The organism is Streptomyces sp. NPDC086023 (assembly GCF_044540325.1).
In the GTDB taxonomy this organism is placed as follows: Bacteria; Actinomycetota; Actinomycetes; order Streptomycetales; family Streptomycetaceae; genus Streptomyces.
The window spans coordinates 573497-587081 of sequence record NZ_JBITRX010000002.1 but is presented as its reverse complement, the minus strand read 5'-3'; the positions used below and the strand labels follow the sequence as shown (position 1 = coordinate 587081).

The window sequence follows — 13585 nt, the reverse complement described above, 5'->3', positions numbered from 1 at the left end:
GGAGACTCGTTGCGTGCGGGGGCGCGTACGCGGGCGGGCGGCGGCACGCTCACGGGGTGATGCGGAAGCGGAGCCGGAGCCCGCGGATCACCGCGTCCGTGTCGCGGCGGACGCGGCGGTCAGGGCCCGGCAGGTCGGCTTCGACGGCCCGGACACGGGGACCACGACGAGGGAGCGGGCGCGGCGCGGGGGCTCCGGGATCCGGCCCGGCTCCAGCCGGCGCCGATCGCACCGTACGTCCGGTGCAGCTTCCCGAAGGCGAGCACGAGCAGCGGCAGGGCGAGGACGATCGCCTCGGGTCCCTGGGCCACCGAGGCCGTCGCGTCGAGCGACAGGGCGGCCGGGCCCCGGAGCGCGGCCAGCCGATGCCGGTCATCCTCTCGAACGGCTGCGGGCCACCGCCCGGCTCCGGCGGGCCGGGACGTGCGCTCCGCGTATGGGCCGCGTCAAAGGTTCCCACCGCCCCGTATGGAGGGCGTCAAGGTGTCTCAGCACCCCCCTGCGCATGGGGTGAGATCTGTCCTGGCCAGTGCGGCCGAAAAGATTCTCATCACTTCGTCTTCAGGAGCTCGCGATGGCCGATCTGGCCTTCGTCCTCACCACGGTCGCGGTTTTCGCGCTGGTGGGTCTCGTCGCCAAGGGGGTGACCAAGCTGTGACCGCCGAGAACATCGTCGGCCTCGTCGTGGCCGTCGCCCTGCTGGGGTACCTCGTCCTCGCCCTCGTCAAGCCGGAGAGGTTCTGAGCCCCCCCATGAGTTCCCAGATGGCTGGCGTGCTCCAGCTCCTCGCCCTGATCGCCGCCCTGGCCCTGGCCTACCGCCCACTGGGCGACTACATGGCCAAGGTCTACTCGTCCGAGCGGCACTACGCCCCGGAGAAGTGGATCTACAAGGCCATCGGGGCCAACCCGAACGCCGAGATGCGCTGGCCCGCCTACCTGCGCGGCGTCCTCGCCTTCTCCGCCGTGAGCGTCCTCTTCCTCTACGCGCTCCAGCGCCTGCAGGGCGTCCTGCCCGGCTCGCTCGGCTTCCAGGCCATCGACCCGGACCAGGCCTTCAACACCGCCGCCTCGTTCGTGGCCAACACCAACTGGCAGTCGTACGCGGGCGAGCAGGCCATGGGCCACGTCGTGCAGACCGGCGGCCTCGCGGTGCAGAACTTCGTCTCCGCGGCCGTCGGCATGGCCGTCGCGGTCGCCCTCGTACGGGGCTTCGCCAGATCGCGGACCGGTGAGCTGGGCAACTTCTGGGCCGACCTGGTGCGGGGTGTCTTCCGCATCCTGCTGCCCCTGGCCGTGATCGGCGCCCTCGTCCTGGTCGCCTGCGGCGCGATCCAGAACTTCGCCGGCATCCACGAGGTCGGCCAGTTCACGGGCGGCAGCCAGCAGTGGAACGGCGGGGCGGTGGCCTCGCAGGAGGTCATCAAGGAGCTGGGCACCAACGGCGGCGGCTACTTCAACGCCAACTCCGCCCACCCCTTCGAGAACCCCAACCCGTTCTCCAACCTCTTCGAGATCTTCCTGATCCTCGTCATCCCCTTCGCCCTGACCCGCACCTTCGGCAGGATGGTCGGCTCGGTCAGGCAGGGCTACGCGATCCTGGCCACGATGGCCGTCATCTGGCTCGGCTTCACCGCGCTGATGATGTGGACCGAGTTCGCCCACCACGGTCCCGCGCTCGACGCGGCCGGCGGTGCGATGGAGGGCAAGGAGATGCGCTTCGGCATCGGCGCCTCCGCGATCTTCTCGGTCGCCACCACGCTGACGTCCACCGGCGCGGTCAACTCCTTCCACTCCTCCTACACCGGCTTCGGCGGCGGCATCCAGCTGCTGGGCATGCAGCTCGGCGAGATCGCACCCGGCGGCGTCGGCTCCGGCCTGTACGGCATGCTGGTCATGGCGATCATCGCCGTGTTCATCGCCGGCCTGATGGTGGGCCGGACACCCGAGTACCTGGGCAAGAAGATCGGCACGCGCGAGATCAAGTTCGCGGCCTGCTACATCCTGGTCACCCCGGCGCTGGTGCTGTGCTTCACCGCCGCGGCCATGGCACTGCCCACCCCGCCGCACTCCATGCTCAACTCCGGCGCGCACGGCTTCTCCGAGGTCCTGTACGCCTACACCTCGGGCGCCAACAACAACGGCTCCGCCTTCGGCGGCCTGAACGCCGACACCCAGTGGTACAACAGCACGATCGGCATCGCGATGCTCCTGGGCCGCTTCCTGCCCATGGTCTTCGTCCTCGCGCTGGCCGGCTCGCTCGCCGAGCAGCAGCCCGTACCCGCCACCGCGGGCACCCTGCGCACCGAGAAGCCGCTGTTCACCGGCCTCCTCGTCGGCTCCATCATGATCATCACCGGTCTGACCTACTTCCCGGCCCTCGCGCTGGGTCCGCTCGCCGAAGGGCTGGCGTCATGACCACGGACGTAAAGAAGCAGGACGCCATGCCTCCGGCCGATGACACAGCCACTGCCACACCCACCCGCGCCCCGCACCAGGACGTGCCCACCGGTCACAAGCCGGGCGAGGGTCGCGTCGGCGGAGGGCTCTTCGACCCGAAGGCCCTGCTGAAGTCCTTCCCGGACGCGGTGCGCAAGCTCGACCCGCGCGTGATGATCAAGTCCCCGGTCATGTTCGTCGTACTGATCGGCTCGGTGGTCACCACCGTGCTGGCGGTCAAGGACCCGACGGACTGGTTCGGCTGGGCGATCACGGCCTGGCTGTGGCTGACCACGATCTTCGCCAACCTCGCCGAGGCCGTGGCCGAGGGCCGCGGCAAGGCGCAGGCCGACACCCTGCGCAAGGCCAAGACGGACACCGTCGCCCGCCGGCTCGCCTCCGACGGCACGACGGAGCAGCAGGTCCCCGGTACCGATCTGCGCATCGGCGACCTGGTGGTCTGCGAGGCCGGGGACATCATCCCCGGCGACGGTGACGTCGTCGAAGGCGTCGCCTCGGTGGACGAGTCGGCCATCACCGGTGAGTCCGCGCCGGTGATCCGGGAGTCCGGCGGCGACCGTTCGGCCGTGACCGGCGGTACGAAGGTGCTGTCCGACCGGATCGTCGTCAAGATCACCACCAAGCCCGGTGAGACCTTCATCGACCGGATGATCAACCTCGTCGAGGGCGCGGCCCGGCAGAAGACGCCGAACGAGATCGCGCTGAACATCCTGCTGGCGTCGCTCACGATCGTCTTCCTGCTGGCCGTCGTCACGCTCCAGCCGTTCGCGGTCTACGCGGGGGCCGAGCAGTCGATGATCGTGCTGGCCGCGCTGCTGGTCTGCCTGATCCCCACCACCATCGGTGCGCTGCTGTCCGCCATCGGCATCGCCGGCATGGACCGGCTCGTGCAGCGCAACGTGCTCGCGATGTCCGGCCGCGCGGTGGAGGCCGCCGGCGACGTCTCCACCCTGCTGCTCGACAAGACCGGCACCATCACCCTGGGCAACCGCCAGGCCGCCGAGTTCGTGCCGGTGAAGGGCACCACCGAGGCCGAGGTCGCCGACGCCGCCCAGCTCTCGTCGCTTGCCGACGAGACGCCCGAGGGCCGCTCCGTCGTGGTCCTCGCGAAGGAGCGGTACGGGCTGCGCGAGCGGCACCAGGGCGAGCTCGCGCACGCCGAGTGGATCGCGTTCACCGCCCAGACCCGCATGTCGGGCGTGGACGTGGACGGCAGGAAGGTCCGCAAGGGCGCGGCCGGCTCCATCCTCACCTGGGTCGGGGAACGGGGCGGTCAGGTCACCGAGGAGGCGAGTGCGCTGGCCGACCGCATCTCCGAGGCGGGCGGTACGCCGCTCCTCGTCGCGGTCGAGGACGACAAGGGCGCCCGTGTCCTGGGAGTCGTCCACCTCAAGGACGTGGTCAAGCCCGGTATGCGGGAGCGGTTCGAGGAGCTGCGCCGCATGGGCATCAAGACCGTCATGATCACGGGGGACAACCCGCTGACGGCGAAGGCCATCGCCGAGGAGGCGGGCGTCGACGACTTCCTCGCCGAGGCCACGCCCGAGGACAAGATGGCCCTCATCAAGCGGGAGCAGGCCGGCGGCAAGCTCGTGGCGATGACCGGTGACGGTACGAACGACGCACCGGCCCTCGCCCAGGCCGACGTCGGCGTGGCGATGAACACGGGCACCTCGGCCGCCAAGGAGGCCGGGAACATGGTGGACCTGGACTCCAACCCGACCAAGCTCATCGAGATCGTGGAGATCGGCAAGCAGCTGCTGATCACCCGGGGCGCGCTGACCACGTTCTCCATCGCCAACGACGTCGCGAAGTACTTCGCGATCATCCCCGCGATGTTCGCGGTGGTCTACCCGGGCCTGGACAAGCTCAACATCATGGGCCTGGCCTCGCCGGAGTCCGCGATCCTCTCCGCGGTCGTCTTCAACGCGCTGATCATCATCGCGCTCGTGCCACTGGCCCTGAAGGGCGTGCGGTACAAGCCGACCAGCGCCGACAGGATGCTCCGCCGCAACCTCGGTGTCTACGGACTGGGCGGCCTCATCGCCCCGTTCGTCGGCATCAAGCTCATCGACCTGCTCATCTCCCTCATCCCCGGGATCGCGTGACCGCCATGAACACTTCCGTAGGCAGCACGGCACGACTGATCGGCGCCGGTCTGCGAGCCCTGCTCGTCCTGACCGTGATCTGCGGTGTGCTCTACCCGCTCGCCGTCACGGGGATCGCCCAGGCCCTGTTCCACGACAAGGCCAACGGCTCCGAGATCAAGGACAAGAGCGGACAGGTCGTCGGCTCCTCCCTCATCGGGCAGTCGTACAACCTCCCGAAGAAGGATCCGACCGACGCCGAGGAGGCCGCCCGGCCGGACCTGAAGTGGTTCCAGCCCCGCCCCTCGGGCGGCCTCGGCAGCAACAGCGTGAACACGCAGTACTCGCTGATCGTGTCCGGTGCCACCAACAAGGCCGCCGACAACGAGGACCTGGTGAACGCGGTCGAGGAAGCCAGGGCCGCGGTCGTCGCGGACAACTCCACCGCCGACCACAAGGTCGAGCCGTCGGACGTGCCGGCCGACGCCGTGACGTCCTCCGGATCCGGTCTCGACCCGCACATCTCCCCCGCCTACGCCGCACTCCAGGTCCCCCGCGTCGCGGAGCGGAACGGCCTCACGGTCGAGCAGGTGAAGAAGCTCGTCGAGGAGAACACCGAGGGCCGCACGTTCGGCTTCATGGGCGAGCCCAGGGTCAACGTCCTGGGGCTCAACACCGCGCTCAAGGCCCTCACGGCCCGGAGCTGATCCGCCGGACGGCGTCAGCGGGAGCCCGGGCCTGCTGGAGACCCGGCCGTCTCATCAGCCAATCGGATCATGGGACGCGGAAAGCTTCGGATCTACCTCGGCTCGGCGCCGGGGGCCGGCGGTTCGCCGTCTGCACGGGCGGCTTCGTCGGGAACGCCCTCGCCTCGGACCCGGTCCTCGCTCCGCCGGCGGCGTGCGTCAGTCGAGGACCGCGGTGGCCTCGATCTCGACCAGGTGCTCGGGCACGTCCAGCGCCGCGACGCCGATCAGGGTGGCGGGCGGCACGGGAGTGACACCGAGCTTCGCGGCCGCCCGGGAGATCCCGTCCAGGAGCAGGGGCATCTTGTCGGGCGTCCAGTCGACGACGTAGACGGTAAGCCTCGCGACGTCGTCGAAGGAGCCGCCTGCCCCTGCCAGGGCGGTGCCGACGTTGAGGTAGCACTGCTCCACCTGAGCGGCGAGATCGCCCTGGCCCACGGTGGCGTGGCCGGCGTCCCATGCGACCTGTCCGGCGATGAAGACCATCCTCGTGCCGGACGCGATCGCCACCTGCCGGTAGACGTCGATCCGGGGCAGCCCGTCCGGGTTGATCAGGGTGATGGCCATGGTCGTCCGCTCCTTGTGCTCTCTTGTGGTTACTCAGAAACCGTAGGAGAGTGACCGCTGACGTGGAAGAACGCACTTTTCGGTGACTGGGGAACCCCATGGTGACCAAGCAGGTCAAGGGCTCGGCAGAGGACGAGGCCGACGTGACGCGAGCCGACTCCCTGGCCCGGGAGATCTTCGCGGACATCGCCAACAAGTGGGCGCTGCTCATCATCGAGGCGGTGGGCGACCGCACGCTGCGCTTCACCGAGCTGCGCGGCGAGATCGAGGGCATCAGCCACAAGATGCTCACCCAGAACCTGCGCCTGCTGGAACGCAACGGCCTCGTCGTGCGCACGGTGCACCCCACCGTGCCGCCACGCGTCGAGTACACCCTGACGGAGCCGGGCCGGGCGCTGCGCGCGACGGTCGACGCCATGTGCGACTGGACCCAGCGCCACCTGGCCGCGATCGAGTCGGCCCGCCGCCGCTTCGACTCGGCCTGACGGCGGCCCCGCGGCACGGCTCGCGCCTCGGCCGGGTAGGGCCCCGTCAGGTCCCGGCGGCGGAGACGGCGCCCCGGCCGAGCAGCTCGGCAAGGCCTCGGCGGGTGGCCGCCAGAACCACCCGGTCCTGCGGCTTCAGGACGTACCCGGGGTGCAGGTCCCAGACCAGGCCCGCCTCGGGGACGCGGGTTTCCTCGGGTGTGGCGGCCAGGTCGGCGCGCCGGTCCTCGGGGGCACTGGTGTCCAGGGCGATCACGCGCCAGGCGCCGGGCCGGAACGATTCCGCGATGGTCCGTCCCTCCAACTGCGGATGGCCGGCCACCACGAGCGCGGCGAACAGCAGCACACGGCGCTCGACCGGTACGGCACCGAGGACCTGCCGGCCCATCATCGCTCCGGCGAACGCCGGAGCCGCCAGGTGGGTGACGCTGCGGCTACGGGTGAGCGCGCCGGGGTGGGCGGCGCGCAGGGTGCGGTAGACGGCCGTCGCGAAGTCGTCCTCGTAGAGCCGCATCACGACCCGCAGGTCGGGCCGGACGGCCCGCGCGTACAGGGCGGCCTCCAGGTTCGTGATGTCCGCACTGGTCAGGGCGAGCAGGGCATGGGCCCGGCTCACCTGCGCCGCCTCCAGCACGCCCTCCTCGGTCACGTCGCCGAGGACGACGGGTACGTGCAGGCGCCGGGCGAGTTCGATGCCCCGCGCCTCCGGATCCGATTCCACGCACACGACGGGGATCTCCAGCTCCCGCAGCCGGGGCAGAACCCGTGCTCCGATCTTGCCGAGGCCGAGCAGGACGACATGGCCCGAGGTCCTGCGGGGCGGGCGGCGCAGCGTGGTCGCGGTCCGGAAGGCGCCCAGTCCCTCCAGTGCCGCGGCCACGAGGACCGGCAGCAGGAGCAGCCCCACGAAGCCGGCGAGGATCTGCAGTGTCTTGCGCTCGGCCGGCTCCTCCACCGCGGGATCGTTGATCGCGAAGATGTCGAGGAGGGTGATGTACGCCGCGTGCAGCGGGTGGTCCCCGGTGGTGATCCAGGAGGCCACCGCCAGTGCGGCGACGGCCCCGGCGATCCCGGCCAGGGACCACCGCAGGCGGCGGGAGAACAGCGAGGCGACCGGGAAGGCGGCCCCGGCAAGGCGGCCCGTGGACACGGCGGGGCCCAGGTGGGACACCGCTTCCAGCGCGACGATGCCGCGGCCGGTCGCGGCGGCGACCGCCCGGTCGTCCGGCAGCAGCTGAGGTCCGCGCTCGCCGCTGTGCTCCGAACCCTCGGCTCCGGCCGGGTCGCCGGTGGTGGCCGAGAGCAGCGCCAAGGTGCACAGCCCCGGGTCGGCGACTTCTCCCCGGTTCGGCGGCGTGCGTTCCACCGCACGCAGCAGCAGCCCGTCGGCCTGCACGATCTTGCTGGTGCCGGCGACGGCGGACGCGGCGAGGGCCGGCGCCGCGGTGTCCGCGTCGGACAGGACCGTGGTGGACGCGTCCAGTTCCCGCAGGTCCAGTCCGGGCTCGGCGATGATCGCCGCCTGGTCGAGCAGCTCCTCCAGGTGCTGTCCCAGCTTGCGGTTGTAGAGCCTGATCACCAGCCGGAGCCTGGGGTTGAGCCGACGGGCCACCAGCGCCGCCCGCACGTTGGTCTCGTCGTCCTCGTAGACCAGCGCCAGCGCGGCGGCCCTCTCCACTCCGGCCGAGGCCAGCAGCGCTTCGTCCGGCTCGGCCCCTTCCACGACCCGCAGGTGCGGGTCCGCCTGCCCGGCCCCCGGCACGCGGGAGCTCCTGGCCACCGGAACGCGGCTGAGCAGTCCGAGAGCGCGCGCGGACCGCCGGCCCACCGCCGGCTGCGGGGCGCGGGCCTCGGGCACCACGAGCGTCACGCGCTCCCGATACACGTCGCGAAGCTCGCCGGCCAGCCTCCTGGCCAGCCCGTCATCGCCGCAGACGACCATCCAGCCGCTGGACGAGGGAAGTTGAGAGCGAGAAGGATTCGACACCGATCAAGAATGCATCGCCGGGACGGCAGCCGGGCCGGCGGGTCCACACCGTGAACCGCCCGCCCGCCGCGGCCGAGGGCGAAAGGAGCACCGTCCCTCCGCGAGGCATGGTGGAGGGGCTTCGCGTCCGGTTGAGTGGGTGCCGTGACACATGCTCTGCGATTCACCGAGAAGGACCTGCGCCGGCTGGCCGGGCCGCGCTCCTTCGAGCGGGGGCTCGGCTACCTGTCCGCGGTCGCGCGGCTGGAGATCGGGGAGACGGCGATCACCGCCACCGTCGACGGCACCGAGGCCTACGAGGTGCAGCTGACCGAGGACGAGGACGGCGGGCTCACCGGCCGGTGCGACTGCCCCTACGGAAGGGAGGGCAACTTCTGCAAGCACGGTGTGGCGGTCGGCCTGACGGTCCTGGGGCAGGCCGGTTCCGTGCCGCGGCACCGGTCGGCCGCCGCCTCGCGCACCCGGCTGCTGGACGGCTGGCTGGAGTCCCGCACCCGGGAGGAACTCCTCGGCCTGGTCCGCGAGCAGCTCGCCGACGACCGTGACCTGCGGCGCCGCCTGGAGCTGCGCGCGGCCGCCGCCGGTGAGGACACCGGCATCGTCCGGGAGCGCGTCCTGCACCTCCTCGACACCCGCCCCTTCGCCCGCTACGGCTACGTGGAGTACGCCGACGCCCACGCCTACGGCAGGCAGGCGGCCGAGGCCGTCACCGCACTGCGAGCACTGACGGCGAGCGGCCGGGCGGCGGACGCGGTCGAGGTGGCGCGCGAGGCACTCCGCTCTCTGGGGCGCGCGTACGGGGAGATCGACGACTCGGACGGCCTGATCGGGGACGTGACCGCCGACTTGGCCGAAGCCCATCTCGAAGCCTGCCTGACTGCCCGACCCGACCCGGCGGAGACCGCCGAGTGGCTGGTGGCACATCTGCTGGACGCAGCGAACGACGCCACCGGCATCGACCTCTTCGACTACCGGGACGTGCTCGGTGACCCGGGCCTGGCCCGGGCGCGCACGCTGGTCGTGGCCGCTTGGCGGGCCAACCCCAAGGGGTGGGCGGAGAAATGCCTCATGGAGCGCCTGCTGAAGGCCGACGGTGACGCCGTGGACGCGCTGGTGGAGGTCCACGCGGCGGACCTCGCCCCGAACGGCCACACCCATCTGGTGATCGCGAGGGAGCTGGAGGCGGCGGGGCGTCCGCACGAAGCCATGGAGTGGGCGGAACGCGGCCTGCGCGAGACCGCAGCCGAGTGGGGCCCCGACGGCGCTCTGGTCGCCTTCGTCTGCGAGCGCCATCAGCGGGCCGGTCGCCCGGCCGACGCGGTCGCGGTCCGCCGGGACGTGCTGCGCGCCCGTCCCTCACTCGCCGCGTACCAGCACCTGCGTACGGCGGCGGGCGCGGCCGGCACGTGGGAGAGCGACGAACGCCCGGCCGCCCTGGAGGTGTTGAAGGCCGTCTCCCGGCCCCGGCAGGGCCACCGGTACGGCGGCTCCCTGCTCGTCGACGCGCTCCTCGACGACAACGACCTCCCGGCGGCCTGGCAGGCGGCCGCCGACGGCTGCGCCGACCAGCGGCAGTGGCTCGCCCTGGCGGACCGGATCCGTGACCGGCGGCCGGCCGACGCCCTGGCCGTGTACCTCCGCTGGATCGAACCACTGCGCCGGCAGACCGGTGACGGGACGTACGAACACCTCGCCGAGCTGCTGCTCAGCGCCCGCGCCTGCCATCGGGCCCTGGGCACCGAAGCCGAGTTCGCCACCTACCTGGCCGCCCTGCGCGCCGACCAGAAGCGCAAGCGGAAACTGATGACCGTCCTCGACCGGCACGGGCTCTGAACGCCCGTGCGCGCTCCGCACCCCAACAGAGAGCAGGCAGTAATGAGCAGGAGAGCCCGCCGGACCGCCGGGCACGTCGTCGTCGTCGGGGGCAGCATCGCGGGCATGCTCGCGGCCGCAGCCGTCGTGGAGCACGTCGAGTCGGTCGAGGTCGTCGAGGCGCATGCGCTGCCCGCCGGGGCCGAGCCGCGGGCCGGCGTCCCGCAGGCCGCCCACATCCACTGGCTGCAGAGCGGTGGGGCGGAGGCGGTCGAGTCCCTGCTGCCGGGCAGCATCGACCGGCTGACGGCCGCCGGCGCCCGTCGCATACCCGTGACCACCGACATGGTCATCCACTCCCCCGAGGGCTGGTACCGCCGCTGGGAGCCCGCCACCCACTTCGTGATCAGCGCGAGCCGCGACCTGACCGACTCCGTCATCCGGGGACAGGTCCTGTCGGACTCCCGGGTCCGGGTCCGTGCGCGGACCCGGGTCATCGGCCTGACCGGCGGGGACGGCACGGTGACGGGGGTCCGGGTGCGTGGCGCCGACGGCGCGGAGACGGAACTGCGCGCCGATCTGGTCGTCGACGCCTCCGGACGGGGCTCGCGGCTGCCGGAGTGGCTCCGCGAGCTGGGTGTCCACGGCCTCGTGCAGGACCGGGTCGACTCCGGCCTGGCCTACGCCAGCCGGTTCTACCGTGCGCCGGTCCCCACCCGCGGCTGGCCGGTCGTCGGCGTGCAGGCGGACCCGCGCCTGCCGGGGCCCGCCAATGCGGGGGCCATCCTGCCGGTCGAGGGCGGCCATTGGCACGTCAGCCTGATGGGCGCCCCCGGTGGACGGCCCACGCGGGACGCGGAGGACTTCCTCCCCTTCGCCCGGAGGCTGCGCCACCCCGTCCTGGCCGAGCTGCTCGAGTACGCCGAACCCCTGACCGGGGTCAGCGTCGCCCGCAGCACCGCGAACCGGCGCAACCACTACGAGCGGCTGCGCGCGTGGCCCGAGGGCCTGGTGGCGCTCGGGGATTCGGTCGCCACCTTCAACCCCGTGTACGCACAGGGGATGTCGGTGGCCGCGCTGGGCGCCCTCGCCCTGCGCGACGCGTTCTCCGCGGGCCCCGCACGGGGCCGGTCGCGTCGTGCGCAGCGCGCCGTCGGCCGGCCCATCGACGCCGCCTGGGCCCTCGCCGTCGGGCAGGACATGCACTTCCCCACCACCGAGGGCAGGCGCCCGAACCCGGCCGACCGCCTGCTGCACCGGTACGTCGGCCGCCTGTCCCGTACGGCGACGGGATCCTTCCGCGCGGCCACGGCCCTGACCGACGTACTGGCCCTCCAGGCGCCGCCCGCGTCCCTCGTCAGGCCCGGCGTACTGCTGACCGCCCTGCGGGGTCCGTCCCGCCCGCAGCTCGACCGTCCTCCGTTCACCCCGGCCGAACTCGCGCTCCTGGCGGGCTCCTCCGGGCACCGGGGTACGGGGGGCCGACGGCCGGCGTGACGGGGGTGGGCGGGCCGGGGCCCCGTGGGGTGGGGCCTCGTGGGGTGGGGCGGTTGCCCGGGGTCAGGTGCGGGCGAGGGCCGCGGCGCCGAAGGAGACGTCGAAGCGGTCGCACCAGATGCTGACGCTGGGGTACGCCGCCCAGTCGACGTTCGCGGGCAGCGGATAGTTCTGGTCTCCCTTGTTGCCCTTCAGGGGGGCGAGGTTCACGTACCGCCCGTCGTCGAAGACGCGCCAGCCGGCCTTGCCCTCCTTGACCGGCGCATCGCTCAGCCAGACGCGCACGTCGGGGCCGCTGCTGGTGTCCAGGCCTTCGAGGCGGAGCGTGTGGGTGCCGTCCTCCAGCCGGATGATCTTCACGGTGCCGGTGGTGGCGTGCTCGTGGCTGATGAAGGCGCCCTGCGCGACGGTGACCGGTCCCGAGGGGGGAGCCGCCGACGCGGTTCCCCGCGTACCGGGCGGTGCCGCCTTCGCGGAGGGCAGGGCCTCGTGCACCGACTCGTCGACCCACAGCGCCCAGGGCTTGAACCACACCAGCCCGGCCGCCAGGACCGCCAGCCCCGCCACGACGGCCGCGGCCCACCACTGCCTGCTCCTGCTCCCGGCGCGCCTCACGACGGCCCTCCTCACGTGTCGCTTCTTCCTCCGCCGCCATTCAACGGGGTCGGAGTCCGGTCCGGGAGGCCGGGCCCGGTGACGAAACCCTTACGGCGCCCCGCGGGGGCGCCCGTCATCCGCCGCGGGTCGTACCGCAGTGCGTCCCGCGGGTCGTACCGCAGGGGCAGTCGGAGGCGCTCTGGCACGGCGGCCGGGCCGTGGCCGACAATCCCCCCGTCGGGGGACACGTCCCTGTTCGAGCGAGTTTCAACGGCGCCGGCGCAGGCCCGCCAGGACCAACAGGACCGATGGGAACATCCGTTCACCGTTTCGCCCCCGTTCCGGCCGTGACGCGCCCGAACGGGAGCCGTTCCCGGAGCACCAGTACCCACCGCGCACCCATTCGGAGGACCCGTGGACGCCCAGCCGTTCAGCCCTGCGGAACCCGCCGCAATCGAACAGGCCGCACCCGACGACGACCCCCGCGGCGCCGCCGCGCTGCTGGTGGACTCCCGGGGCCGCTACCTGCTGCACCTCCGGGACGCCAACAAGCGGATCTGCGATCCGGGGACCTGGAGCATCCCCGGCGGCGACCGCGAGGGAGCGGAAACCTCGCGGGAGGCGGTGGAACGGGAACTGCTGGAGGAGACCGGCCTGGCGGTCCCCCTGGAGGAGTTCACGGTGGTGGACACCGTGGGCCCCGAGGGGGTCAGGGGGCGGGCCCGGGTCTACCTGGGCGCCTGGGACGGGGATGCCGACGACCTGCCGTGCCCGGAGGGCATCATGTTCCGCCACTTCGACGTCGGCACCGTCCCGTACCTGACGATGTGCCCGTGGGTGAAGGAGGTCATCGACCTCCACCAGGCCAGGGGAGCCCCCGTGCCGGGGCCGGCGCAGGCCTCCTCCGGGGGCCGGGCCCGGCTGAACGTGGTGGGCGCGCACCTCTATCTGGAGCGGGAGGGCCGGGTGCTGCTCGGGCTCCGGCACCCGGACTCGGCGTACGCGGGGGCCACCCACCACTTCCTCGCCGGGCACTGCGAGCAGGAGTCTGCCGTCGCCTGCGTGGTGCGCGAGGCGGAGGAGGAGGCCGGGATCGCCGTCGACCCGGCCGACGTGGAACTGGTGCACGTCGTGCACGTGGTGGACGGTCCCGGCGACCGGCCCCGCATGCAGCTGGTCTTCCGCGCCCGGCAGTGGACCGGCACGCCCGAGGTGCGCGAGCCGGACCGCTGCGTGTCGTGGGACTGGTGGCCTGCCGAGGCCCTCCCCGACAGGGTCGTCCCGTACGCCCGCGCCGCGATCGAGGGCATCCGGGCGGGCCGCCTGTACACGGAGATGGGGTGGTGAG

Annotated in this window: 11 protein-coding genes; 8 read left to right on the top strand and 3 right to left on the bottom strand. The window is 72.4% G+C overall.

Features of this window, described 5'->3' with window-relative positions:
* Positions 1 to 654: 654 nt before the first annotated feature.
* The 4 genes from kdpF to ACIF6F_RS05910 are packed head-to-tail and all read left to right on the top strand — an operon-like array spanning position 655 to position 5253.
* Positions 655 to 744, top strand: coding sequence for a K(+)-transporting ATPase subunit F (gene kdpF, locus ACIF6F_RS05925; RefSeq protein WP_018845955.1), 90 nt, complete (start codon positions 655 to 657; stop codon positions 742 to 744).
* Positions 745 to 752: 8 nt separating this feature from the next.
* Positions 753 to 2417 (top strand): potassium-transporting ATPase subunit KdpA, encoded by a 1665-nt coding sequence (gene kdpA, locus ACIF6F_RS05920; protein WP_399941750.1) that lies wholly within the window; start codon positions 753 to 755, stop codon positions 2415 to 2417.
* Positions 2414 to 4567: a potassium-transporting ATPase subunit KdpB gene (gene kdpB / locus ACIF6F_RS05915; RefSeq protein WP_399941747.1), complete on the top strand. Its 2154-nt coding sequence runs from the start codon at positions 2414 to 2416 to the stop codon at positions 4565 to 4567. The genes kdpA and kdpB overlap by 4 nt, the downstream gene beginning before the upstream one ends.
* A 5-nt stretch (positions 4568 to 4572) precedes the next feature.
* Complete coding sequence (locus tag ACIF6F_RS05910; protein ID WP_399941746.1) at positions 4573 to 5253, top strand: potassium-transporting ATPase subunit C; 681 nt, start codon at positions 4573 to 4575, stop codon at positions 5251 to 5253.
* A gap of 198 nt (positions 5254 to 5451) precedes the next feature.
* Here the strand turns inward: ACIF6F_RS05910 and ACIF6F_RS05905 are convergent, their stop codons facing one another.
* The gene (locus tag ACIF6F_RS05905) at positions 5452 to 5859 is read right to left on the bottom strand and encodes a RidA family protein (protein ID WP_399941744.1); all 408 of its coding nucleotides are present in this window, start codon (positions 5857 to 5859) and stop codon (positions 5452 to 5454) included.
* Between the two features lie 98 nt (positions 5860 to 5957).
* Here ACIF6F_RS05905 and ACIF6F_RS05900 point away from each other — a divergent pair, with 98 nt between their 5' ends.
* On the top strand, positions 5958 to 6344 hold the full coding sequence (locus ACIF6F_RS05900) for a winged helix-turn-helix transcriptional regulator (RefSeq protein ID WP_399941742.1): 387 nt from the start codon (positions 5958 to 5960) through the stop codon (positions 6342 to 6344).
* Positions 6345 to 6390: 46 nt separating this feature from the next.
* Here the strand turns inward: ACIF6F_RS05900 and ACIF6F_RS05895 are convergent, their stop codons facing one another.
* Positions 6391 to 8286, bottom strand: coding sequence for an NAD-binding protein (locus ACIF6F_RS05895; protein ID WP_399942196.1), 1896 nt, complete (start codon positions 8284 to 8286; stop codon positions 6391 to 6393).
* Positions 8287 to 8475: 189 nt separating this feature from the next.
* On the opposite strand from ACIF6F_RS05895, the gene ACIF6F_RS05890 reads away from it, so the two are divergent.
* Both ACIF6F_RS05890 and ACIF6F_RS05885 read left to right on the top strand, forming a co-directional pair.
* A complete protein-coding gene (locus ACIF6F_RS05890) occupies positions 8476 to 10164 on the top strand; it encodes an SWIM zinc finger domain-containing protein (protein ID WP_399941740.1) in 1689 nt (562 codons plus the stop codon).
* A gap of 42 nt (positions 10165 to 10206) precedes the next feature.
* Entirely contained in the window at positions 10207 to 11640 is a 1434-nt protein-coding gene (locus ACIF6F_RS05885; RefSeq protein ID WP_399941738.1) for an NAD(P)/FAD-dependent oxidoreductase, read from the top strand.
* Between the two features lie 63 nt (positions 11641 to 11703).
* Here the strand turns inward: ACIF6F_RS05885 and ACIF6F_RS05880 are convergent, their stop codons facing one another.
* Positions 11704 to 12255 (bottom strand): DM13 domain-containing protein, encoded by a 552-nt coding sequence (locus tag ACIF6F_RS05880; protein ID WP_399941736.1) that lies wholly within the window; start codon positions 12253 to 12255, stop codon positions 11704 to 11706.
* Positions 12256 to 12651: 396 nt separating this feature from the next.
* Between ACIF6F_RS05880 and ACIF6F_RS05875 the strand changes: the two genes are divergently transcribed.
* Positions 12652 to 13584 carry an NUDIX domain-containing protein gene (locus tag ACIF6F_RS05875; protein ID WP_399941734.1) on the top strand — a complete coding sequence of 311 codons (933 nt, stop codon included), beginning with the start codon at positions 12652 to 12654 and terminating at the stop codon, positions 13582 to 13584.
* Position 13585: the final 1 nt, after the last annotated feature.